Genomic DNA, 25,289 nt, shown 5'->3' with positions numbered 1-25,289 from the left:
GGTAAATCACTGCCATTTTCAACTGGGTTAGTTTCGTGATGCCTTTTTTCCTGACTCGTAGGAGGTTATCCTCAAAACTTTTTCCAATTTACACGAATCAGGGACTTGACATCATACCGCTGGACTTCTTCAAATGTAGAAATGGTTGAATCCCCATTCCTCCTGTATGTTATTGGAACGGTATATCCTGCTGCAGCATGCCGAGTAGATCATTGAATTCATTAAAGCTCTCATGTGCATATTGATGAAACAACCCTGACATCTGCTGATTTTTAGACTGCATCGCCGCTTGTACACAAAGCTTCGTCAGCAGCTCCTCATTTCGCATACAATCCGTGATATACAGCATCTCCTTAACGGTCATCCCTTGGCCCGCCTGTGTCTGCTGCATGACATGCTGCGGCATGATCTGTTGCATCGATGCATCTCTCCTTTTTTGGGTTTCTGGTAACATGGATGTTCCTTCGCTTCCGATAGCAAATGGTTGCTGACTTTGTTACTTTGTCTCAATGAAAGAAAAATATGTATGGTTCTGCCAAAAATAAAAGCCCCGGCGCTATACACCGGAGGCCATAAACTGTATATGCTTTTTTTGATTCATGAAAAAAATTATCTTTCCGCCAGCAGGTTCATGAGTCTGTGAACGACCGCCGCCGTCTCCGCTCGGGAGGCACCCTGCTTCGGAAGAAATCGTCCCTGTTCATCTCCGGCCATCAAGCCCAGCTCATCCACAGCACGAACGGCCTCACGGGACCAAAGTGACGCTTGGTTTTCATCCACAAATTCCGTTTGCTGACTGTCTCCCATGGCGGCAGGATCTATCCCCTTCGCATAACCATATGCTTGAACCAGCATTACGGCCATCTGCTCTCTGCTGATGAATCGGTCTGGAGCAAACTGCCTTTCACTAACGCCTTTGACGATGCCCGCTTCATATATTCTGCCAACCGCATCCGCATACCATACGCCCTGCTTAATGTCTTCGAATATCAAAGTCGTGGCTCGGTCAACTGCTGGAAGGTCCAGCGCCCTGGTTACCAATGCAGCAAATTCAGCACGTGTCACCTGTCTCTTGGGACTGTACAGCGACTTGCTTGTCCCCTCTACCATTTGACGCATCGCCAGCCAGTCAATATCTGCTTTTGCCCAATGACCGAAAGTATCGGTAAAGACCCGAGTGTACTCCATCACGGCAAAAGGCACAAATGGATGAAGAGTAAAAGTCATCGTCCCGTTATCGTTTAAGGTTCCTCCCATATACAGCCACCTGTCATCTTCAGCATCATAACCGTAGACGGCCACCTTCTCCGTATTCACGGCTTCTCCCTCATAGGGAACCGTGATCTGGACGCCGTAGCGAAGACGGTCCATGACCTTCTCCCCTGCAAGCAGTGACAGTTCATATGGAACAGAAAGCCTGCTGGCTTCTTCGAAAAATGGCCCTGTCTGCCGTGCTCCCATATGTACACGTAGGTTCAATGTTTCAAGCCCGATCGATTGATCGACAGAATGCGCAGGAAACGCGAAATCACCTGCGTCGGTTCGGATCACAAGCTCTTTACCCGCCAAAAAGGCAGCCGTTGGCAGCGACACATTCAGACTATCGTATAGTTTTCCATGATCGGTATCGATCTCGATCACAATACTCGTTGAATTCGGATCGTTCAGCTGATCTTGTATGCTGTCCTGGGAGACCGTGAAGTTCAACTGTCCGTCCACGACAGTCGGTACTTTCCGTTCGGGCTCTGGAGGCTCGTCGCCAGTACCGGGAGCAGGTGTATCGCCACCGACCGTATAGCTGAAGCTGCTCATTCCGCTGACCATACCGTTTTGTACCGAGATCGCATGAATGACGGTAGAACGGTCTATGGCGATGGGCCCTTGATAAACGGAGGATGTATATGGATCGGGAGTCGAACCGTCTAACGTATAGTAAATCGCCGATGTGCCTGCCGTTTCCTCCACGGTTAACGACACCGATTGAGCAGTACGATATATCCCCGAGGCTATGGATGCAACGGGGGGGTTTGGCTTAACCGCTAAGGCGATGGTCCCATCAATCCAAAGCTGCGTTTCATTCTGCTTCGCTGTCATGCCTTCCCACGTGCCGATATAATGCATTCCCGGCACCGTAGGCTTGTACACGACGTACCCTTCGCCATTTTCCACTTCAAACGGAATCGTAAATTCATCCAAAGCAGCTAGATTCGATGATGGATCCATAATGGAAGCATATAATTCCTGATAGCGATATACATCCGTCTTGACGGTGCCTCTCGCATCCGTCAAACGAATACCTAGTTCCACGGCGTCTCCTACGACCGTCTCGGCGGGTGCGGAGAATTCGGGACGAGGGGATTCCAGCAAATATGTAGCATCCACCAATCCATAGCCGGTATATATATCAAATCCTGGATCGCCCAAATCATAAACCGCTTCCGTTAAACTAAAATGAAGAGTTTCCGCTTTTTCTCTGGCTTCCATCTGCGTAAGCCACCGATCTTCTGCCAACAGCAGTGCAGCAAGACCTGTTATGATCGGAGCTGCCATGGATGTGCCATCGGCGTAACCATAAATGTTATTCGGAAGTGTACTTAGAATCGAAACGCCTGGCGCACTTACATCAATCTCCGAACCATAGTTGGAGAAATCAGCCGCACGAAGACCGTTCCGAGTCGGCATAAGAGCCGCGACAGCAACGACTTCTTCGTATGCGGCGGGATAGACGACAGCCGAGCTTTCATTGCCTGCTGCAGCTATGACCAGTACACCACCATTCACCGCATGCCTGACGGCATCGTGAACCGCCCGACTATCCATCTCTCCCCCCAAGCTCAAATTAATGAGATCTGCTCCTGCAGATACGGCCCAATCAATACCGGAAGCCAAGTCGGCGGTCGTACCTCCTTCCGGTCCCAGCACGCGAATCGGCATCAGTTTCGTCCCGCTGGCTACACCCGCAACGCCGATTCCGTTGTTGTCCAGCGCTGCAATAATGCCCGCTACATGTGTGCCGTGGCCATCCTCATCATCATCGGGATCGTTGTCCCCATCGACAAAGTCGTAGCCTGCCACGATCGAAGCCTGCAAATCTTCATGCTGCAGATCGACCCCCGTATCAATCACTGCAACAGTCAACGGAGCAAGATCTTGCTCTGTCACATCCTGCTGCAGCAGCGTTCTGCCAATCACATCAAAATATCCCTGTTGATCACCGAAATAGGGGTCGCCAAATACAACCCGTGCAGGGCGAAGCGATGTCTCCTCATCTGTACGTCCAGTCCAGTCGTCTGTTCCCGCTTCGCTGCTCACATGCATATCCGCTGCGTAAATCGGATAGACCGGCTCAATATATTCCACATTCGGATCTTCCGACAGGGTGTCGATGACTTCATCCAGCGGCTTATCCTCCGGAAACGCATACACGAAGGTACCGTGCTTGCTTATTTTTTTCGATTGATAACGGCTGCCGAATGCTTTGTTCAATTTTTGAAGTGAGCGGGGGTAATATCCGTCTCTTCCTTCCTTATACTTCACAATCACCTCGCCCGGGATTGCCTTCTCCTTGGCATCGAAGGACAATATTTTTTCATTCTGGCTTGAAGCAAAGCCATATGCAGGGAACAGCGGCTGTACTGCCAAAACGATGACGGCCATCACCACAAGAAGCTTATGCATTCGGTCTTACCCTCCATCCTCCAATGTCTCTTTAGCGTAAATATAGCATTTGACTGTTTTCGATAAAATACTACATTTTTTCCAAGTGCCGTTAGACAAAAAAGAAGCCACATGCATGTTACTTCATGCATATGGCCCCTTCGGATGAACGTTTTATTTAACCAGCTGTCCCCGGGTAACACCTAGCTGATTCGTTGCTTTCAGCTTTCTCCATACCTCCGTGCCGGTAATTTCACCGCGCAGCGCTTTTTCGTATAGAGAAATGACTTCTTCGACCTTCTGTGCATTTTCCTCCAAAAACTCGACACGATAATCCGTGACGCCCAGCTCGAGAAAGTTCTGCAAATATTCCGCCCCCGACTGCTCAATCGCATTGTAGACGGTATTTCTGCAGCCTTCATCCACCCGTACCGGATGGGACATGCCAATCCGATCCTTCAAGGACACTCGGTGCTCCTCACAAGGACGCCCGCAGTTCGTATAATCCGTTCCTTCACTGAGGAACGTGCAGTACACGCAGTGTTCGGTATGGAACATGGGCAAATGCTGATGAATGACGATCTCCATCTTTGAAGTGTCTGCTTTGCGCAGCATATCGACCATTTGCTGAATATTCAGGTCGTAGGAAGGGGTTACCCGATCTAAGCCTGCTTCCAAAAACAGATTGACCGTCCGATGATTCGCCGCATTGAGCGAAAAGTCGCCGATCAGCTCAGGAAACGGCTCATTCGGATGCTCCTGCTTATATTTCATAAAGTAATACAGCGCGCCTAAATTACGAACGAGCACCGCATCCGGCTTCAGTCGCAGGATATTGTTAAAATAGCCATTCTCCCCTGGCATATGGATACGCGGCGTCGCCAAGGCTATCTTTTTGCCCGCCTCCCGGACACTACTAACCGCCGCGGGAAACTGCTTAATAAACTCAAAATCGGCATAAATGAACGAAACATCCGTTTTCACGACAGCCTGCACCTGCTCCAAACTTCTGCACAGTGCCGTCAGCCGAGGATACTGCACTTTCGACTTCATCGATTCCGGGACAGCGTCCCGGTCCACATCAACCTCGCGCTTTATATACGTTGGCGGAATTTCACGTGCCTGCTCCAGCATCTCGACCGCAGTTCTGCGAAGTTGGTTCAATTCGCGAATCGGCAGCATCAGCTCGCCTTCCAGCTGCACTTCTAATGCCTCCAGCTCAAACAGTGTGCCGCCGGTTCTGCCCAATTGCTCCTGCAGCACCTCTTCGGTGAGCGGCCTTTTCTCTGCTTTCACCAATGCCGATTCCGAATCGACACTGACAGTATAGCCTGTCTGCAGGTCCGTCCACCACGTCGTAAGCTTCTCTCCCTCGCGCCCTTGAACTGAAACGAATGCAGGGAAGGTACGATATGGCTTCTCGTGCTCAAACGTTTCACGCAGCCGCTTGTCCAAATGCGGATCATTCGTTTTCCAAATCCGATCGCCGACATGCACCTTCGCCATATTGACGCTGTCTCGTCCCATGACGATCTCTATCTGCTGCCGTTCGTCTGCCGCACCCTCCAGCTTCTGACCGCCCCGCTTCAGATCATATACTCTTCCGCCTTCCTCCGGCTTCGTTGGATCTCCCGCGTCGAAGACGATGCCGTCTCCCCGCTTGAGCGGAGCCTCCAACTCACAGATGACCCCTTCCCGCGTGATCTGCTTCACACGTCCCAAATAAACGCCGCGGCTCTTCGGAAACGTACCGTCGACCAGCTGTTTATTGTTCGTGCCCTTCAAAAATCCGAACGTAAAGCCGCGGGAGAAGCTCTGCTGCAGCTCACGCATCTCCTCTTTGCTCGGACGATGATCCTGGCCCGCGAAATATTGATCGATCGCTTTACGATATTTGCTGACGACATTAGCAACATATTCCGGACTCTTCAGGCGCCCCTCGATTTTGAAAGAAGTCACGCCTGCTTCAATCAAATCCGGGACCAGCTCCACGGCTGCCAAATCCTTCGGAGAAAGCAGATAGGCAATGTCGCCCATCGGCTTCACTTCCTCATCGACCATCAGATCGTACGGCAGCCTGCATGCCTGCGCGCATTCCCCGCGGTTCGCCGAGCGGCCGCCCCACATTTCCGACGTCAAGCATTGACCGGAATAGGAAACACATAGCGCACCATGCACGAATACTTCCATTGGCAATCTCGCTTGGTCCCCGATCATCTTAATCTGCTTTAAGTTGTTTTCCCTTCCAAGCACGACACGTTCCAGATGAAACGGCTTCGTAAATTCTACAGCCTCCGGCGATGTAATGGTCATCTGCGTCGATCCATGGATCGGAAAGTCCGGGGATATTTCACGGATCAGCTGCACTAATCCAAGATCCTGCACGATTAGGGCGTCAACACCCGCATCGATGCATGCATTGACAAGCTCCTTCGCCGATTCCAATTCATCCTCGAACACGAGGATGTTTAGCGTAACGAACCCCTTCACCCCGTAACGGTGCAGGAACGACATCACTTCTGGCAGCTCGTCCGCTGTGAAATTTCTCGCTCTAACACGGGCATTAAATTTATCTACACCGAAAAAAACCGCATCCGCCCCGTTGGCTACAGCCGCCTTGAGACAATCCCAGTTCCCGGCAGGCGCCAACAGTTCGATATCTTCTCTTCTTCTATTCATAACAGCCTCCGCAGTCATATTGTGTTCTTTTGATTTATCGCAGCAGAAATATAATGGCAAAATCGGCAAATTACCGGCCGAAATCATCAAAGTCCTTTTCTATTCGTTCCAGACAAAATCTGTCCTCATTTTATCGCGTCTTGTGTCTTAGGTCAAAGGAAACTGCAGGTGTATACGATCCGTTCGAACACAGCAAAATCACATATATATAAACCTATTCATTGAATTTTCCCGGACAAGGAAGGAATGCTATAATGTAACTATGTAAACCCTTACCATTATTTTACGGAGGTGTACATTTTGAAACTTGGTGTATTTGCTGTATTATTTGCGCAAAAACCGTTGAAGGAAGCTTTAGAGTACATCGCATCCAAAGGGCTTGAGGCAGTGGAAATCGGTACCGGAAGCTATCCGGGCAACGCCCACTGTAATCCGCAGGAGCTGCTGTCCGACAGCGGCAAGCTGGATCAATTCAAGAAAACCGTCGAAGCGAGCGGGCTCATGATCTCCGCACTCAGCTGCCACGGCAATCCGCTGCATCCACAAAAACCGATTGCAAAAGAATTTCACGATAATTTAATAGAAACCATTGAGCTTGCATCGAAATTAGGCGTGCCTGTCGTCAATACGTTCTCCGGCTGTCCCGGTGATTCCGACGATGCCAAATATCCGAACTGGCCGGTCGCGCCTTGGCCAAATGACTACCAGGACCTGCTGAAATGGCAGTGGGAACAAAAGGTCATCCCTTACTGGACGGAAATCGCGAAGTTCGCACAGGAGCGCAATGTCAAAATCGGCCTGGAGCTTCATGGCGGATTCTCTGTACATACGCCGGCTACACTGCTGAAGCTGCGTGAGGCTGTTGGTGAAACGATTGGTGCGAATCTCGATCCGAGCCACATGTGGTGGCAGGGCATCGATCCGGTGCAAGCGGTGCATATTCTCGGCCGTGAAGGAGCGATCCATCACTTCCATGCCAAGGATACGACGATCGATCCGATTAACGTCAATAAGCACGGCGTCACCGACATGCAATCCTACACACTCATGCTGGACCGCGCTTGGCAGTTCCGCACCGTCGGCTACGGTCACGATGTGAAGACATGGGCTGATATTATCAGCGCCCTTCGCCTTGTCGGTTATGACTACGTCGTCAGCATTGAGCATGAAGACGGACTCATGTCAGTCGATGAAGGCTTCACGAAAGCCGTAGAAAATCTAAATCAAATTTTGATTAAAGAGCCTGTCGGCGAGATGTGGTGGGTGTAATACCCAGCATCTCCTGAACACTCAAAAGCCAACCGTGTTACAGTTTCCCATGGGGTCTGGGCAAGACCCTTGCAGGCGGGAAGCGTTAGTGACGCGGTTGGCTTTTCTTTATGGCTTAACGGTTAACGCTCATATCATCCTTAGGCTTCGTTAATGTGAGCAGAGCAGAGTCTAAAAAAAGCGGCGCCTGCTGTCATGCAGGCGCCGCTTTATCTCTATGCTTTCAGTTAAAGAATTCCCAGCCAAGTTCTGACCATTAAATAGTCAACGTACAGGAAAGCCAACAGTGCGACGATACTGAAGCCGACTGCAAATAAATTTTTCTCTTTCGCCGTAACGTTGCGTACTACAGCGATCGCAATAATAATCGTAAACAACACCATGAAAATGTCCCAAGGTGTAAATTTTCCCGCCTTTTCAGCTGTCTCTGCTGCTTCTGCTGCCAAAAACATGGAGGACCCTCCTTTTTCCCAATACCAATGTTCTGCTGTATATATGTTATCTCGATGCCAAGCAAGATGCAAGCGGTTTTTCATTCATGCTTTATTGTGTTCTAAATGGGATATCTTATCCTCAGCTGTCAAACCACAAGATGTTGATGAAAATTTTGGATTTATACAATACATATAGTAACATGCGGTTTGAACCACATCATCCCATTCGCCCTAAAAGATTTGTCAACTTTTTGAACTTTTCCAAATCCAGCAATGTATTGAATCCTAAAGCATCCCGCTGAACAGCGGAACGCGCACCTTCTAAGGCACGCGTTCAGAGCTGGGTATTCAACTTTCAACAATTAAGCTTCGACCGTTTCCCCGACTTCCTGCTTCAATCGCTGTGCGTAGTCCTCAGAGCGCTTGCGGTCTCTTTCGAGAATCGGCTTCAAATATTTGCCCGTGTACGATTGTTCCACCTGCACGACCGTTTCCGGCGTGCCTGTCGCAATGATCGTACCGCCGCCCCGGCCGCCTTCCGGGCCTAGATCGACAATGTAGTCGGCGGTTTTGATGACATCCAGATTGTGCTCGATGACGAGCACCGTTTCGCCGGAATCAACGAGACGATGCAGCACCTTCAGCAATCGGTCGATGTCATCGATATGCAGCCCGGTCGTCGGCTCATCCAGAATGTACAGCGTCTTGCCGGTGCTGCGGCGATACAGCTCTGAGGCCAGCTTCACGCGCTGCGCTTCCCCTCCGGACAAGGTCGTCGCCGGCTGACCCAGCTTCATATAGCCAAGACCCACATCCATCAGTGTCTCCAGCTTACGATGGATACGCGGAATATTTTTGAAAAATTCCGTTCCATCCTCAATCGTCATCTCCAGCACTTCATGAATGTTCTTGTCCTTGTATTTGACCTCCAGCGTCTCCCGGTTGTAACGTCTTCCCTTGCAAACCTCACAAGGCACGTACACATCAGGCAGGAAGTGCATCTCGATTTTTATAATGCCGTCGCCTTTGCACGCCTCGCAGCGTCCGCCCTTGACGTTAAAACTGAAGCGTCCTTTCTTGTAGCCGCGCACCTTCGCTTCCGGTACAGCGGAAAATACATCGCGGATGTCATCGAACACCCCGGTGTACGTCGCCGGATTCGATCTTGGCGTCCGGCCAATTGGCGATTGGTCGATGTCGACGACCTTTTCCAAATGCTCCAAGCCCAGCATTTCCTTATACGCACCTGGCCGCGTCTTCGCTCGGTTCAAATCACGGGCCAACGTTTTATATAAAATTTCATTCACCAGCGTACTTTTGCCGGAACCAGATACCCCTGTGACACAAGTAAAGACACCCAGCGGGAATTTCACCTGTACATTTTTCAGGTTGTTTTCCTTCGCGCCTTTGATCTCCAGCCAACGGCCGTCCGGCTGTCTTCGTTTCGGAGGTACAGCGATAAACTTCTTCCCGGACAAATACTGCCCCGTAATCGAATTAGGATCCTTCATGACCTGCTCCGGTGTCCCTTGTGCAATAATGTGACCGCCATGCACTCCTGCACCCGGACCAATATCGATAATATAATCTGCCGCAAGCATCGTGTCCTCATCGTGCTCCACGACAATGAGCGTGTTTCCTAAATCGCGCATATGCTCCAGTGTTTGAATAAGCCGGTCATTGTCTCGTTGGTGCAGACCGATGCTGGGCTCGTCCAGAATGTACAAGACCCCCATCAAGCTGGAACCGATCTGGGTCGCCAGACGAATCCGCTGTGCTTCTCCGCCGGAGAGCGTACCTGCCGAACGGCTTAACGTCAGATACTCTAGCCCTACATTAGCCAGGAAGCCGAGTCTTGATTGAATCTCCTTAAAGATCAGATTCGCAATCGTATATTCCTTATCTGACAGCTTTAATGAGCCAAAGAATTGTACCGCTTCGCCAATGGACAGCTCCGTTACATAAGCGATATTGCGATCGCCTACCGTCACGGCCAGAATTTCCGGCTTCAGTCGCTTCCCTTTACACGATTCACAAGGCTTCGCGCTCATGAAGCCTTCAATAAACTCCCGAATGCCGCTGGATGCGGTCTCCCGGTATCTCCGCTCCAAGTTGCGGATAACCCCCTCGAACGGAACGAGCGCTTCCTTGGTCGCTCCTAAATCATTCTCATAACGAAAGCGAATCTTCTCTCCGTTCGTCCCGTATAGAATGACCCGCATGTGCTCCTCGTCCAGCTCGGCTACGGGAATATTCGTAGAAATGCCATAGTGCTTGCATACAGCCGCTAGAAACTGTGGATAGTAGTTGGACGTGCTCCCTGCCCAAGCTTGAAAGGCGCCTTCCTCAATCGTCAGTGTCGTGTCCGGTACGAGCAGATCCGGGTCGACGATCATCTTGACACCTAAGCCGTCACAGTCCGGGCAAGCACCGAACGGGCTGTTGAACGAAAACATGCGCGGAGACAATTCATCCATGCTGAAACCACACTCTGGACAAGCAAGATTAGAGCTGAATACAAGCTCCTCTTGATCGATCACATCAACGATCAGCTTGCCGTCCGACAGCTTCAAAGCCGTCTCTATCGAATCGGCCAACCGGGTCGCGATATCTTCTTTGATGACGATCCGGTCGACCACCACCTCAATACTATGCTTCTTATTCTTCTCCAGCTGGATCGACTCCGACAAATCCTGAATCTCCCCATCAATTCTCGCCCGCACGAAGCCCTGCTTCTGAATGTCCTGCAGCAGCTTCACATGCTCTCCCTTTCTGCCGGAAACGATCGGCGCGAGAATTTGCAGCCGCGTCCGCTCCGGATATTCCATGATTCGATCCACCATCTGCTCTACGGTTTGCGAAGTGATTTCAATGCCGTGCTTCGGGCAATGGGGCCGACCGATTCGGGCATACAGCAGACGCAAATAATCATAGATTTCCGTCACTGTCCCTACTGTGGAACGAGGGTTCCGGCTCGTCGTCTTTTGATCGATTGAGATCGCCGGCGACAAGCCTTCAATAGAGTCTACATCCGGCTTATCCATTTGCCCAAGAAATTGTCTGGCATAAGCCGATAGAGACTCCACATATCTGCGCTGTCCTTCTGCATATATCGTATCGAATGCGAGAGACGATTTACCGGAGCCGCTGAGCCCCGTCAGAACGACAAATTTGTCCCTTGGGATGGTCACGTCAATATTTTTTAAATTGTGGGCTCTAGCCCCTTTGATAACGATTTGATCTTTACCCAATCGTCGCCACTCCTTTTATATAAAACCGCATGCTATACCAACTATTCTGCGGCTTTCAGCTCCAAGATCGCGTCACGCAGCTCAGCAGCCCGTTCAAATTGCAGGTTTTTGGCTGCTTCCTTCATATCCGCTTCCAATCGCTCGATGACTGCCATCCGGTCTTTCTTCGACATCTTCGTCAGCTGTTTATCGTTTGCCAAATATTCCGCTTTATTCTCGGCGACCTTCGTCGCTTCGATCACATCGCGAATCTTCTTCTTAATCGTTTGCGGCGTAATGCCGTGTTCTTCGTTATATGCCAGTTGAATTTTCCGTCTCCGCTCCGTCTCATAGATCGCCTTCGTCATCGAGTCGGTCATTTTGTCGCCGTACATAATGACGCGTCCTTCCGAGTTCCGCGCAGCGCGTCCAATCGTCTGAATTAGGGAACGCTCCGAACGCAGGAATCCCTCCTTATCGGCGTCAAGAATGGCCACCAGGGACACCTCCGGCAGATCGAGTCCTTCCCGCAGCAGGTTAATGCCGACCAGCACATCAAACACACCTAAACGGAGATCGCGAAGCAGCTGCATCCGCTCCAAGGTCTTAATATCCGAGTGCAGATATTTCACCTTTATGCCGATCTCCTTCAAATAGTCGGTCAAATCCTCGGACATTTTCTTCGTTAAGGTCGTGACCAGCACCCGTTCGTCCTTCTGGATGCGTTCGTTGATTTCACCGATTAAATCATCGATTTGTCCCTGCGTCGGGCGCACCTCGATGATCGGATCGACTAGACCCGTCGGACGTATAATTTGCTCTACGACAGTCGGGCAGTGCTCCTGCTCGTAAGGCCCCGGCGTCGCCGAGACATAGATGATCTGGTTCACCTTGCGCTCGAATTCCTCGAACTTCAAGGGCCGATTGTCCAGCGCGGATGGCAGGCGAAATCCATGCTCTACTAAGACATTTTTGCGCGCTTGGTCGCCGTTGTACATGGCCCGAATTTGCGGCAGGGTCACATGGGATTCGTCGATGACCACGAGAAAGTCGTCAGGGAAGAAATCAAACAAAGTATACGGTGTGGCCCCTCGTTCACGGAATGTGAGCGGACCGGAGTAGTTCTCGATTCCGGAGCAAAAGCCCATCTCCAGCATCATCTCAATATCATAACGGGTTCTCTGCTCTAGTCTCTGCGCCTCCAGCAGCTTCCCTTTGTCCCGGAGCTCCGCAAGACGCTCCTCCAGCTCCCGTTCGATATTTTTAATCGCTACCTTCATCTTCTCCTCATGTGTCACGAAGTGGGAGGCAGGGAATATCGAAATGTGCTCGCGCTCACCGAGAATTTCCCCCGTCAGCACGTCTATTTCCGTAATACGGTCAATTTCGTCGCCGAAAAACTCAACCCGTACCGCCTGCTCTCCATGTGAAGCCGGGAAGATCTCCACGACATCGCCCCGAACCCGAAACGTACCTCGCGTAAAATTAATATCATTACGCTGATACTGCACATCGACCAGACGGCGTAAAATTTCGTTGCGCGGCTTCTCCATCCCTACGCGCAGCGAAACCATCAAGTCCCGGTATTCCTCCGGCGAACCCAAGCCGTAAATGCAGGATACGCTCGCCACAATAATAACATCGCGCCGTTCAAACAGAGACGCCGTAGCCGAGTGGCGCAGCTTGTCGATTTCATCGTTAATGCTGGAATCCTTCTCGATGTAAGTGTCCGTCGAAGGAACATAAGCTTCAGGCTGATAATAATCGTAATAGCTGACGAAGTATTCTACCGCGTGATTCGGAAAAAACTCTTTAAACTCGCTGCACAGCTGCGCAGCCAACGTCTTGTTATGAGCGATGACCAGTGTCGGCCGATTCAGCTCCGCAATCGTATGGGCGATCGTAAAGGTTTTCCCTGTACCCGTTGCCCCGAGCAGCGTGACATGCTTTTCTTTATTTTGAATGCGCCGAACCAATTCCTCAATCGCTTTAGGCTGATCGCCTTGGGGACTATAATCCGATACTACTTGAAACGGTTTACTGCTCATAATCAAATCACTCAAATGGATTCCTCCCTTCATGAATGACAAGCTAATGAAGACCTTCGATTAACGCACTATATTTGTAAGGCTTGTTCTGGTGTTCCAAACTCAGGCCTGTATACAATCTGCAGTCAAAAATACATCTAATTAGGACAAATAGGAATATTTGTTCCCATCCAAGTCATTATACTTCTTTTCGCTTATGCTTGCAAACGACTAGCGGTTCATTTTTTTGCCTATGCTCGTGGCCGGATGCATTTATTTTAGCAAAGGCTTCGAAACGCACAAAATCCGCAAGCTCATGCTCACGGATCTCTTCGCACTCTCATTACAAAGCTTCCTCTTGCCTTTCCGCCGCTCCGCTGGCAGGTCTTCTTCTCCAACCGGAAAACTTCATTGCGATGTAGCTCCAAATCGGTTCAGAGCTTAATCTGGCATAGCTTGACGCATCGTCATCCGGTGCTAAAATAATGCCGAGCTGATGATGCTCGCCGGAATATATCGCACGCTGGAGAAAACGGCTTTCCCCTTCGTGATTGATAACCTCCAGCTTACAGTACGCCGACTGCACTCCTAATGCGGTATGCATCTGTTCTTTCGTATTCACTTTCACACCATTCACCTTGGAGATTCTCTCTCCCGGCAGAAGACCCATTTGCTCTGCAGGCGTGCCGGGGATAATGCCTAGGATCTTCAGGCCGTCTCCGTCATGAACAAAATAAGGCGGTTTGCGATCCTCCTGCATCCGGCTGTACAGAATGATGCCTTCGTGCAGACCAATTGTCAGCAGCGCGGTGAGCGGCACGAGCACGTCTACATATTCCGTACAAACCGCGAAAGCAAGCACGATCAGGGCGTAACCGGCGAGATATAAAGACGTCTGCCGTATTTTGGACGCCGGGAGCTGCGTTTTGACCAGCTCGCCGAATCCCATCAGCACAGGAAACGCAAGCAGCGCCATCCCTCCGTTCCACATGCCCTGCCCCAGCAGTGGTGTCCATGGAAGCTCGAATCCGCCGCCGCTGGGGACGATGAGCAGCAGCGGCACTGGCCAGAAGCCTTGGATATGATAACCGCCAACGATTTTGCCCCGCTTCCCTTCCAGAAACAGAGGACTTTCCATTCTAGCGCTCTTTCTTCGCATTAGAAAAGCTTCCACCAAATGAAGCAGTGCAACAAGCGCGAATAGAGAAGGCATATGAATCTCATTCACGCCCTGGACGAACCAGCCGATCCCCGCTGCGTCCTCCCACTCTGGAAACCGTGAAGTCAGCGTCTGGACTAGACCTAATACCCCTGCCGCATACGCGAAGCATAAATATCGGACATGAATCAGCGTAAGCAGCAAAGACACGATCCACAGCAGCAGCATCGCCTTGGCGGTTAATGCTGCTCCGATAAACGCCATCAAGATGGAAGCCGCACCGCCTGCTCCAATCCCCCACAGCACAATTCTCCACGTATAACCGCCCCAGTAATGAAGCTTGCTGTGAAACATTTTGCGGTCCAAATAGATTTGTTTACGCACCTGCAGCAGTACGAACAGAACGGAAATATAGTAAAAAGGCTGGCCCAGCAGCTGTAAAAACACACTCCAGCCCTGCTGAAGCCCATCCGCTGCGAACTGCATCATCATTCAGGACTCCTTACTTCGTAGTATTGGTAAAAATGAACTTATATAGACCCTACATTGTCGAGTGATTCCTTCAACTATAAAAAAGAGAGGTCATCTATAAAAAGATGATCTCTCTTCATTTCGATATTTTTCAGTTAAATTCCTTCTCCGAACGCGAGATTCGCTCTTGCCAATTTTTTTATGGACTGACGCTTTACGCTGGATCCGCCCAATTACTCAATAAGCTTCGTAAGCTCAGTGAGTGCTCTCTGCAGCTGCACGTCAGATTTTTTATCTCGCAGCTTGCTGACGAACGCCTCCTCAATCGCCGTAGCGGTCGCCTCATCGACGATTCCGGTCATCGAAATATTATGAACTTTCTGGAAGGCTTTCACCGCAAGCTCCGTCTGTTCGCTGAAATATCCATCGTGGCGGTCCGGCTTAAATCCTAGTCCCTCCAACATCAGCTGCAGGCTTCGAATGTCACTGCTGTTATCATCACGCTGCATCGTTGTATCCTTCGGAAGCACCGTTGCCAGCGCATATTCAGGCAGGTCCACGACAATATCCGGCTGAACCCCCTTCTTATTCACATTATTCCCTTCAGGCGTTAGCCATTTGGCAATAGTAATCTTCAGATTGCTGCCATCCTCTCCGCCGCTGTCAAAGGTGGACTGTACCAAGCCTTTGCCGAAGGTCGGCTGACCAATGACGGTAATGCCTGCAGATTCCTGCATCGCAGCCGCCATAATTTCTGAAGCACTCGCGCTTCCTTCATTAACGAGTACAACGATCGGATACGATTTTCCCTTTGCCTCCGATACTTCTTTTTGGCGAACACCATTCCCATCCTCTACTTGCACAATGATTTTGCCTTCAGGGATAAAAGGTTCTACCAAATCGATGACAATCGGCAAAATACCGCCGGGATTGTTGCGCAGGTCGACTACTAAACCTTTCATGTCCTGCTTCTCCAGCGCCTCGAGCTGTTCATGGAAGCTGTCGGCCGTGTTCATAGCAAACTGGGTAATATCCATATAACCGATATTGCCCTCCAGCATTTCCGAATGAACCGTCTCGACATCAATATCATCGCGGACGATCACAAATTCCATCGGCTCCGATTTCCCTTGACGAATCACTTCGAGCTTCGCTTCTGTTCCTTTCGGACCTCTAATTTTCGCTACGGCCTCGTTCAAAGTGAGTCCTTCTAACGATTCACCGTTTACAGAAAGAATAACGTCTTTCGGAAGCAGACCGGCTTTGTCTGCAGGAGAATCTTTAATCGGAGCGACGATGGTCACCTTGCCTTGTTCCAATGTAACCTCTGCACCTACACCGGAAAACTGTGATTCGATGACCGATTCATTGAACTGTTTGGCCTGTTCCGCGTCCATATACACCGAATATGGATCGTCCAGCGACTGAAGCATACCGTCGATCGCACCGTCGATGATCTCTTCTCCGTCGGTCTTTTGATAAAATTTGTCCTGAATCAGCCGATACGTCGTAGCAATTTTCTGTATTTGCTGTTCGGTCATGCCGTTCTGTTTCCAAACCGCATCGTCCTCATTCCCAGCATCTGCAGCCGAATCATTCCCGCTGCCTAAGACAGAAGATTCCCACGCGTCCATTACATTAGGAACTAATAGAGTCAGCATGCTTCCCGCGAGCATGGCTACCACCACGAGTACAGCCAGAGTCCGTCCGTTCCACTTCATCCGCTTCACCACCTTAAGCCCGTCTCATTATCGTTGTAGTATATGATGAGCTCGTACAATTTATGTTTTGACTAAACGATTTAAAAAAGCCCGAAAATCGGACTTTTTTAAATAAGCTCTATATTTTAAGGATAAATAAGTTCGGTTAAAAATTCAAATAATCCTCCGGATTGACAATCTCGTCTCCATTGTTTTTCCGTACTTCGAAGTGCAAATGATTGCCGGTAGAGCTGCCGGTCGTCCCGACCTCACCAATCTTCGTGCCTTGGCTCACCTGCTCACCGTTCGATACCGCAATGCTGCGCATATGGGCGTACAGTGTCCACAGACCGTTGCTGTGCTCAATGATGACAACATTGCCGTACCCACCCCAACGATCCGCGTGAATCACCGTACCGGAAGCCGCCGCTAAAACATCCGTGCCTCCAGGTGCACCGACGTCCACACCTTTATGGAATTCTTGTCTGGCTCCCGTAATCGGGTCAATCCGGTAACCGTAGTTCGATGTTTTCGAGTACTTCTGCGGCAACGGATAAGCAAAATCGCCGCTGCCGCCCGTCCCCCCGGAATTCCCTCGGGAAGCTGCAGCTGCCGCCTGCTGCTGAGCGATAATCTCTTGTTTTTGCGCATTCAGCTGTGAAGTTTGCGCGGCAATCGCCATAAGCGACTGCTCCTCTTCTTCTGTAATATGCTCCAAATGGGCTTGCTGTTCCTGCAAGGAGGCAATCATCACTTCTTTTTTCTTTTCCTGGACGAGCAGGTTCTCGTGAATTTGTTCCATCTCCTCGTAACTTTCCGTTAAGGATGCGAGCATATTCTCGATCTCTACTTTTTTCTGGGCAATGATTTCCTGATCTCGCTTATTCTGCTCCAAAATCGACTTATCCTGATCGGCCAGCGACTTCAAACCGTTAAACCGATCTAGAAAATCGGTGAAGCTCGTCGAGCTGAGCAGCACTTCCATATAAGAGACACTGCCGTTCATATAGATAATGCGCAGCCGGGACTGCAGCTTTTGGTCTCTCGCAATGACACGGTCTATCGCGTCTTGAAGATTTTTCTCCGCGGTAGACAATTCGAGTTCGGTTGATGTAATATCCGCCTGCAACGTCTTTAACTGTTGATCCGCTTCGGCAATTTGCGCCACCAACGCATCCAGATCGGTCTCTGCTTCCATAATCGCTGAATCGAGCTCAACCATTTGATTTTTTGCTTCTTCCGAACGCTGCTTCGCAGCCTGCTGCTCTTGTCTCAGCTTCTCCAGCTGCTGATCGATGTCTCTAACGTTTGTATAGGCTTGTCCCTCATTGGGTGATGTTACGCTGATCACAACTAAGGCTGCCAGCACGAAGAAAATGATTGCCTTCTTCAACCCTGCTCCTCCTAACCCATTTTGGAAAAAATAAATGAATGCCCTTAACCCATTACACCTTTAAGAATTTTCGGATAGACAACGTACTGCCAAATACACCTAACAATATACCGATCACAACTAAAGACCCGCCAACGGAATATATCACATCAGACATCGGAAGCAGGCTCATATCCATGAGAGCCAGATCCAATCTGGTGGCATCGACCAGCTCCCAATAGCCGAACATTAAGATCGCCATAGGGATAACGGATCCGATCAGGCCGAGAAGCGCACCTTCTATGAAGAACGGCCAACGAATGAAACCGTTGGTTGCCCCGACCAGCTTCATGATCGAAATTTCACGGCGCCGGCTCATGATGGTAATCTTGATCGTGTTGGCGATCAAGAACATCGCCGTAAACGCTAGTAAGGCGACTAGTACGAGACCGATGTTGCGAATCGTATTGGTCACTTTGAACAGCGTCTCTACGGTGCCTTTGCCGTAGTTAATATCGATAATCGGCGGAGGATTTTTGCCTTCGTTGATTTTTTCGATTTGCGCGGCGACATTCGCTACGTTGCGAGGCTCGTCCGCACGAACGACGAATGAATCGGGCAGCGGATTTTTATCTCCTTCATAGCCCTCTACCACTTCACCGAGCTTTTCTTTCAAACTTTCAAGGCCTTCTTCCTTCGACACGAAGCGGATTTCATTCACCCCGCCAATCGCGCCGATCTCGTTTTGAATCGATTTCAGCTGCTCGTCATCGACGATGACATCCAGGTAAACGCGGATTTCCACTTGCTCTTCAAATTCACCGGCCAGATGATCCACGTTCAATGCCAATAAGGAGAAAACACCTAATATAAATAATGAAATCGCGATGGCGCTCGTCGAAGCGAAAGACATCCAGCCGTTGCGGAATACGCTTTTGCTGCCTTCCCGGACGTGCCGGCGTATGGTGCTAATCTTCATAACCGTATTCACCTCTGTATTGATCCCTCACGATTTTACCGCCTTCAATCGCGATCACCCGTTTTCGGAACGTATTTACAATATCTTTGTTATGGGTGGCCATGACAATGGTCGTTCCTCGCAAGTTGATTTCCTCAAGCAGCTTCATAATGCCGATGGAGGTCTCCGGGTCAAGATTCCCTGTCGGCTCGTCAGCAATAATGACGCTCGGATTATTGACAATCGCGCGTGCGATCGATACCCGCTGCTGCTCTCCGCCTGAAAGCTGGGAAGGAAGAGACTGCGCTTTGTGCTTCAACTTGACCAAATCGAGGACTTCCAAGGTACGTTTGCGGATCATTTTCTTCGGCGCTTCGATGACCTCCATCGCGAAGGCCACATTCTCATAGATTGTCAGCTGGGGAAGCAGTCTGAAATCCTGAAAAATGACGCCTATATTTCTGCGGATGTATGGGATTTTGCGCTGTTTGAGCTTAGCGAGGTTAAAGCCGTTGACAAAGATTTGCCCTTTCGTTGGCTTTTCCTCCCGGTACATCATTTTCATAAAAGTCGATTTCCCCGCTCCGGAGGGACCGACAACATATACAAATTCATTACGATCAATTTTTACATTGATGCCTTGGATTGCCGCATTCCCGTTCGGATACGTCTTCCATACATCCTGCATCTCAATCACGCACATCACATCTCCTCATGTTGTTAGCCGTAAGCAGTAAGTGTCCAAAATTTAACTTTTCAAGAGAAGTCATGCTTTTACGGGAACATTCAGTCAAATCGCTATGGTTCCACATGCCATACTTAAAGTTCGACACAAAGCTCTAAAATCCTTTCATTTCAAAGAAAAAGCAACAGCATTTATGCCCCCGCCCATTATATCACGGACCTTTTGTCACGATCTGATGGCGAAGAGCCAATAACATGGATAAGCCCTTCCATACGCTCATATACATGGTTATAAGCTGACTTTCTGCAAATATTTCCGCCTTGTATTTATGGCTTACAGTTCGTCAGCCAGCAAGAACAATAACGAGAAAACGGAAGTGATCATGATGCTGCCCCCAGCCTGGCAACCGCGACTTAAAAAGCTGTGCATTGGACTCGGGCTCGCCGCTGTTGTCCTGCTGCTTTCTATTTACTTTTACGGCAAGGTAAACCGGGTCCCGCCGCAGATGACCATCAACGGAAACTCCCTTCCTTCATTCAGCTACAAACAGCTGGCACAAGCACTGTACTCGCTCGAAGCAGAGCTGCAGCAGCTTACGGTGACACTGCACGCAGAGAAGCCTTGGCCGCATGAGGCAAAGCTAACCGCACAGCAGCTCGGGGTATACACGAATGCCAAGGAAATCATTCATGATCTGCATGAGCTGCGTCAAGGGTCGATTTGGCAAAAAGCCGCGAAGCGCTGGGAAAACCGTTCGAAAAACTGGGAGCTCCGCGTGTATGTAAACAATGATACGCTGCAGAAAACCATTACACAGCAGTGGAAAGCGATGCATGACATGCAGCCGGTCAATGCGAAACGGGAGCTGACTGCAAAAGACCAAATCCGATATGTCCCTGAAAAAAGTGTGTTCCGAGCGGATCTTGCCAAGCTGCAAAATCTAATCACCGCACAGCTGCAGATGCAGCTCGATCAAAGCCCGCTGCTCACGCCGAAGCTGCCTGACCGTATGGCGCTCCCGCTGCGAGTCGTACAGCCGACCGTCACGGTTGATATGCTGAAGCAGCAAGGCATTGAGCAGCTTGTGAGTGAATTTACGACAACGTTCCCGACCAGCCAAAGCGGCAGAAACCACAACATACAAGCTACCGCCAAAGCGCTGGATATGACCGTCCTGAAGCCCGGTGAGGAATTCGACTATGGCAAGATTATCGAAGAAACCCGCAGTGCATACGGGTTCAAGGAAGCCCCGGTCATTTTGAACGGAAAAATGGTGCCCGGTATCGGAGGCGGGATTTGCCAAGTCTCGTCGACGCTGTACAATGCCATTCTATTGTACGGACTGGACGCTTCGGAGCGCCGGAACCATTCCCTGCCCGTCAGCTACGTGCCGCTCGGACTGGACGCGACTTTTTCCACCGGGTATATCAATTTCAAATTCAAAAACACGACCAAGCATCATTTATTGATTCATGCTGAAGTAATAGACGGATCCATTACCGTCAAGCTGTTCGGGAAAAGAACAGATCCCTATACCTATTCGCTGCGGTCAGAAGTGATCGAAACGATTGAACCGACCGTCAAATATGTACATAACGGAAAGCTCTCGCCAGGGGAAACGGAGACCATACAGAAAGGAAAACCCGGTTACGTCGTCAAGACAGTTCGCGTCAAAAAGCAAGACGGCAAAGTTATCAGTACGGAGGAACTTTCGAAGGACAGATACAATGCACGTCCCACCATTATCGCAGCCAATTTGGAGGGAATTGAATCGAAGACTGAAAAAAGGCCGAAGAAGCAAATTATTGAAGATGGCGTCGAAGCTCCATCGTTTGGGGACAACGGGTCACCTGAGCCGATGGAAACCTTCTTCCCTTATGAATGACCCGAAGATCGCAAGAGCAGTACGCGATATTTGTAGTGCAAAGAAATCTTTTAGAAGCCTCTGCATATACTATTTCCATTCCGATGATGTGTCCTCCGGACGCGGGTGGACCTCCTGATTTGATTTCGTGTGACAGAAAGGGAGAGGAAACAATAAGATGAACAACCTACACATGCGCTGGGCGGGATGGATAATGATGATGCTGTGCGGCTGTTTCGTGCTTGCCAGCTGTGGACATCAAGTTGTGCATGCTTCCTTTTTGAAACAGGGTGAGTTCGAGGTGTTTCTAGAGCTGCCGGACACAGAGCTGCATGCAGGCGAAAGCTTTGTCGCCGAGACCTCGCTCGTCAACTTAACAGACAAAACGTATGAAATTCACCACGGAGTGCCGCTCATTTTCATTGAAATTGAGACGGATCATTGGTCCGATGTGGAGCCCAAGGTGAATCTAGTATTGGATGTGGAGGCTACGATGAACCCCCATGAAGTGTACGATCCCGATACCGAAAATTTCATTAATGGGCGCCGTACCCTCATGATTACGTCACCCGGTAAATACAGACTGACCGCGTCCGCTCACTTCAACGTGTACAATCCAGACAAGGAAAAGTATGAAGGCGTTGTGCTCCGTTCGGAACCGATGGAAGTCGAAGTGAAGCCATGAGTGAAAGAGGTTGGATGCTCTGAAAGTGAGGATGTATAGTGAAAGTTGAATTACGCAGGCGCTCCTCCACCAGATACGAGACCCTTCCCTCGTATTCGGCGCCTGCTTACATCACGCAACATGGGGCATCTCGTTTTTTGGGGATGAAATGAAATAAGCTAGACTCCACCGCGATTCACAGCAGCGGAGTCTAGCTTATTTTGAGCTATTAAAAATGTATTAAACCACGATCTTCCATATCATCGAAATACCATCAATGGCGGTTTCCTAGGCTATTGCTCTTATTTTTCCTCTACCGCCGACTTCTCGGCTACCCACTGTCTGGTTTGCTCCAGCGCCGCTTCCGCACGCACAATTGCGCCTTCCACCTGTGGTTTGGCCGTTCCGCCGTATACGTTCCGTGCATTCACGACTTGCTCCGGCTTCAGTACTTCGTAGATATCCCCATCGAACAGCTCCGAGAACTGACGGAACTCGTCCAATTCTAGATGGAGCAGGAATTTGTGATGCTGAATGCAGTACAGTACCGTTTTTCCAATGACTTCATGCGCCTGACGGAACGGCAGTCCCTTATTCACCAAATAATCGGCGATATCGGTCGCATTCGAGAAATCCTGATTCACGGCTTGTCTCATCTGTTCGCCGTTCACCTTCATCGTGGCGATCATCGGCGCAAACAGCTGCAGTGCTCCCTGCAGTGTCTTCACCGTATCCAGCATGCCCTCTTTGTCCTCCTGCATGTCCTTGTTGTATGCGAGCGGCAAAGATTTCAGCAGTGTCAGCAGGCCGACCAAATGGCCGTACACGCGGCCGGTCTTTCCACGGACCAGCTCCGGTACGTCCGGATTTTTCTTCTGCGGCATAATGCTGCTGCCGGTGCAAAACGCGTCGTCCAGCTCAACGAAGTTAAACTCGGTGCTCGACCAAAGGATCAGCTCCTCGCTCATCCGCGACAGGTGCATCATAATCAGTGAGGCCGCAGCCAAGAACTCTACGATAAAGTCACGGTCGCTGACCGCGTCAAGACTGTTCTCGTATACCGAAGCAAAGCCCAACTGCTCCGCCACGAAATGGCGATCGATCGGGAACGTCGTTCCCGCCAACGCCCCTGCGCCGAGGGGAAGCACGTTAATCCGCTTGTACGCATCCTGCAGCCGTTCGATGTCTCGTTGGAACATCGAAACATAAGCCAGGAGATGATGTGCGAACAAAATCGGCTGAGCCCGCTGGAGATGGGTATATCCCGGCAGGATCGTGGACGTATGCTGCTTCGCCTGCAGCAGCAGCGCCCCCTGCAGCTTTTCCAGCATATCGACGAATTCTACGACTCTGCGGCGCAAATATAAGTGCATGTCCGTTGCCACTTGGTCGTTACGGCTTCTGCCCGTATGCAGCTTGCCCCCTACGGGGCCGATTTCTTCAATAAGCATGCGTTCCACATTCATGTGAATGTCCTCATCGCCGATCGTATATTCCGCTTCGCCGCTGCGAATTTTTTGAAGCACCTTTTGCAGGCCCTCACGAATCGTCTGCGCGTCTTCTTCCGGAATAATACCTTGCTTGCCCAGCATCGTCACATGGGCAAGGCTGCCCTGAATATCTTCCTCGGCCAGCTCTTGATCAAAGCCGATGGAAGCTGTATATTCCTCAACGAGCTGGTTTGTTTTCTTCGTAAACCGTCCGCCCCACAATTTCGACACGTATGTAGCTCCTTCCTCATCCGCTTGCTTGTTTCACCATAACACATCGGTGTGCTATGGCGCATGAATATTTGAGGCCGCTGTGCACTTATGGCAAACAGCGGCTCGCCTGCAATCTATTTGCTTTGCTGTACACCGGCCGACACTTTCAAGCGCAGCGCGTTCAGCTGAATAAAGCCTGTGGCGTCGTCTTGATTGTATGCTTGTGTCGGATCGGCTTCCATCGTTGCAATATCCGGATTGTACAAGCTGACCGGACTTTGTACACCGGCGGTGATCACATTGCCTTTGTACAGCTTCACTTTTACTGTTCCGGTTACGTTCTTCTGGCTCTCCGTCACTAAAGCCTGCAAGCAAAGACGTTCTGGAGCAAACCAGAAGCCGTTATATACCAATGTGGCGTATTTGGAGATAAGGCTGTCCCGCAAATGCATTACGTCGCGATCCATCGTCAGAGATTCCATGACGCGATGAGCGTGGAACAAAATCGTTCCGCCCGGTGTCTCGTATACACCGCGGCTCTTCATGCCGACGAAACGGTTCTCCACCATATCCACGCGGCCAATGCCGTGCTTGCCGCCCAATTCGTTCAGCTTCTCCATCACTTGAAGCGGCGTCATCGACTCACCGTTCAAGCCGGTGCAGTTGCCCTGCTCGAAGCTGAGCTCCAGATACTCCGGCTGATCCGGCGCATCCTCAGGAGATACGCTGAGCACGTACATTCCCTTATTTTCTTCACTGCTGGCGTCAAACCACGGATCTTCCAGCATGCCGCTCTCGTAGCTGATGTGCAGCAGGTTGCGGTCTGTGGAATACGGCTTCGCCGCCGTTGCCTTCACTTCAATGCCCTGCTTCTCGGCGTAAGCGATCATTTCCGCACGGCCTGGAAACTGCTCGCGGAACTGCGGGTCACGCCATGGCGCGATGACTTTGATCTCAGGTGCCAAAGCGGCCGCCGCCAATTCGAAGCGAACTTGGTCGTTGCCTTTACCGGTTGCACCATGTGCAATCGCCGTAGCTCCCTCTGCACGAGCGATCTCGACCATCCGCTTCGCAATTAATGGGCGAGCGATGCTTGTTCCAAGCAAATATTGACCTTCATACAATGCTCCCGCTTGAAACATTGGATAAATAAAGTCCTTGGCAAACTCATCGCGCAGGTCGTCAATGTACACTTTGGAGGCTCCGGTTTTGATCGCTTTTTCTTCAAGTCCTTCCAGCTCATCCTGCTGACCCACGTCAGCCGTGAATGCAATGACCTCCGCATCATACGTTTCCTTCAACCATGCCAAAATAACAGATGTATCTAATCCGCCGGAATAGGCGAGTACGATTTTCTCTTTTGCCACTTGCAGCTCATCCCTTTCAACATCAAAATAACAGCTGTGTATATGTTCGG

16 protein-coding genes are annotated in these 25,289 nt (G+C 50.3%); 3 read left to right on the top strand and 13 right to left on the bottom strand.

Annotated elements, in window-relative coordinates:
• Nucleotides 1-169: 169 nt before the first annotated feature.
• The 3 genes from ACFPXP_RS17795 to ACFPXP_RS17785 all read right to left on the bottom strand — a co-directional run bounded on the left by ACFPXP_RS17795 (nucleotide 170) and on the right by ACFPXP_RS17785 (nucleotide 6,336).
• Nucleotides 170-418 carry a hypothetical protein gene (locus tag ACFPXP_RS17795; protein ID WP_379895718.1) on the bottom strand — a complete coding sequence of 83 codons (249 nt, stop codon included), beginning with the start codon at nucleotides 416-418 and terminating at the stop codon, nucleotides 170-172.
• A 191-nt stretch (nucleotides 419-609) separates the two neighbouring features.
• Entirely contained in the window at nucleotides 610-3,678 is a 3,069-nt protein-coding gene (locus ACFPXP_RS17790; RefSeq protein WP_379895717.1) for a S8 family serine peptidase, read from the bottom strand.
• 153 nt (nucleotides 3,679-3,831) lie between these two features.
• On the bottom strand, nucleotides 3,832-6,336 hold the full coding sequence (locus ACFPXP_RS17785) for a U32 family peptidase (protein ID WP_379895716.1): 2,505 nt from the start codon (nucleotides 6,334-6,336) through the stop codon (nucleotides 3,832-3,834).
• 300 nt (nucleotides 6,337-6,636) lie between these two features.
• Between ACFPXP_RS17785 and ACFPXP_RS17780 the strand changes: the two genes are divergently transcribed.
• Nucleotides 6,637-7,605, top strand: coding sequence for a sugar phosphate isomerase/epimerase family protein (locus ACFPXP_RS17780; protein ID WP_379895715.1), 969 nt, complete (start codon nucleotides 6,637-6,639; stop codon nucleotides 7,603-7,605).
• 227 nt (nucleotides 7,606-7,832) lie between these two features.
• On the opposite strand, the gene ACFPXP_RS17775 is transcribed toward ACFPXP_RS17780, so the two are convergent.
• The 8 genes from ACFPXP_RS17775 to ftsE all read right to left on the bottom strand — a co-directional run bounded on the left by ACFPXP_RS17775 (nucleotide 7,833) and on the right by ftsE (nucleotide 19,653).
• Entirely contained in the window at nucleotides 7,833-8,057 is a 225-nt protein-coding gene (locus tag ACFPXP_RS17775; RefSeq protein ID WP_379895714.1) for a hypothetical protein, read from the bottom strand.
• A 344-nt stretch (nucleotides 8,058-8,401) separates the two neighbouring features.
• Entirely contained in the window at nucleotides 8,402-11,290 is a 2,889-nt protein-coding gene (gene uvrA / locus ACFPXP_RS17770) for an excinuclease ABC subunit UvrA (protein WP_379895713.1), read from the bottom strand.
• Between the two features lie 41 nt (nucleotides 11,291-11,331).
• Nucleotides 11,332-13,317 carry an excinuclease ABC subunit UvrB gene (gene uvrB, locus ACFPXP_RS17765; RefSeq protein WP_379895724.1) on the bottom strand — a complete coding sequence of 662 codons (1,986 nt, stop codon included), beginning with the start codon at nucleotides 13,315-13,317 and terminating at the stop codon, nucleotides 11,332-11,334.
• Nucleotides 13,318-13,639: 322 nt separating this feature from the next.
• Nucleotides 13,640-14,947 carry a PDZ domain-containing protein gene (locus ACFPXP_RS17760; RefSeq protein ID WP_379895712.1) on the bottom strand — a complete coding sequence of 436 codons (1,308 nt, stop codon included), beginning with the start codon at nucleotides 14,945-14,947 and terminating at the stop codon, nucleotides 13,640-13,642.
• Between the two features lie 212 nt (nucleotides 14,948-15,159).
• Nucleotides 15,160-16,647 (bottom strand): S41 family peptidase, encoded by a 1,488-nt coding sequence (locus ACFPXP_RS17755; protein WP_379895711.1) that lies wholly within the window; start codon nucleotides 16,645-16,647, stop codon nucleotides 15,160-15,162.
• A 145-nt stretch (nucleotides 16,648-16,792) separates the two neighbouring features.
• Entirely contained in the window at nucleotides 16,793-18,019 is a 1,227-nt protein-coding gene (locus ACFPXP_RS17750; RefSeq protein WP_379895710.1) for a murein hydrolase activator EnvC family protein, read from the bottom strand.
• A 52-nt stretch (nucleotides 18,020-18,071) separates the two neighbouring features.
• Nucleotides 18,072-18,977 carry a permease-like cell division protein FtsX gene (gene ftsX, locus ACFPXP_RS17745; RefSeq protein WP_379895709.1) on the bottom strand — a complete coding sequence of 302 codons (906 nt, stop codon included), beginning with the start codon at nucleotides 18,975-18,977 and terminating at the stop codon, nucleotides 18,072-18,074.
• Nucleotides 18,967-19,653, bottom strand: coding sequence for a cell division ATP-binding protein FtsE (ftsE, locus tag ACFPXP_RS17740; protein ID WP_379895723.1), 687 nt, complete (start codon nucleotides 19,651-19,653; stop codon nucleotides 18,967-18,969). The genes ftsX and ftsE overlap by 11 nt, the downstream gene beginning before the upstream one ends.
• A gap of 370 nt (nucleotides 19,654-20,023) precedes the next feature.
• Between ftsE and ACFPXP_RS17735 the strand changes: the two genes are divergently transcribed.
• Both ACFPXP_RS17735 and ACFPXP_RS17730 read left to right on the top strand, forming a co-directional pair.
• Nucleotides 20,024-21,526 (top strand): VanW family protein, encoded by a 1,503-nt coding sequence (locus ACFPXP_RS17735; RefSeq protein WP_379895708.1) that lies wholly within the window; start codon nucleotides 20,024-20,026, stop codon nucleotides 21,524-21,526.
• A 157-nt stretch (nucleotides 21,527-21,683) separates the two neighbouring features.
• Entirely contained in the window at nucleotides 21,684-22,190 is a 507-nt protein-coding gene (locus ACFPXP_RS17730) for a hypothetical protein (protein WP_379895707.1), read from the top strand.
• Nucleotides 22,191-22,471: 281 nt separating this feature from the next.
• Here ACFPXP_RS17730 and argH read toward each other — a convergent pair whose 3' ends face one another.
• Both argH and ACFPXP_RS17720 read right to left on the bottom strand, forming a co-directional pair.
• Nucleotides 22,472-23,890 carry an argininosuccinate lyase gene (argH, locus tag ACFPXP_RS17725; protein ID WP_379895706.1) on the bottom strand — a complete coding sequence of 473 codons (1,419 nt, stop codon included), beginning with the start codon at nucleotides 23,888-23,890 and terminating at the stop codon, nucleotides 22,472-22,474.
• 116 nt (nucleotides 23,891-24,006) lie between these two features.
• The gene (locus ACFPXP_RS17720; protein WP_379895705.1) at nucleotides 24,007-25,239 is read right to left on the bottom strand and encodes an argininosuccinate synthase; all 1,233 of its coding nucleotides are present in this window, start codon (nucleotides 25,237-25,239) and stop codon (nucleotides 24,007-24,009) included.
• Nucleotides 25,240-25,289 lie beyond the last annotated feature (50 nt).

The organism is Marinicrinis lubricantis, assembly GCF_042658665.1.
Classification (GTDB): Bacteria; Bacillota; Bacilli; order Paenibacillales; family KCTC-33676; genus Marinicrinis; species Marinicrinis lubricantis.
The sequence above is the reverse complement of the archived record's forward strand: the minus strand, read 5'-3'. Positions and strand labels throughout refer to the sequence as shown.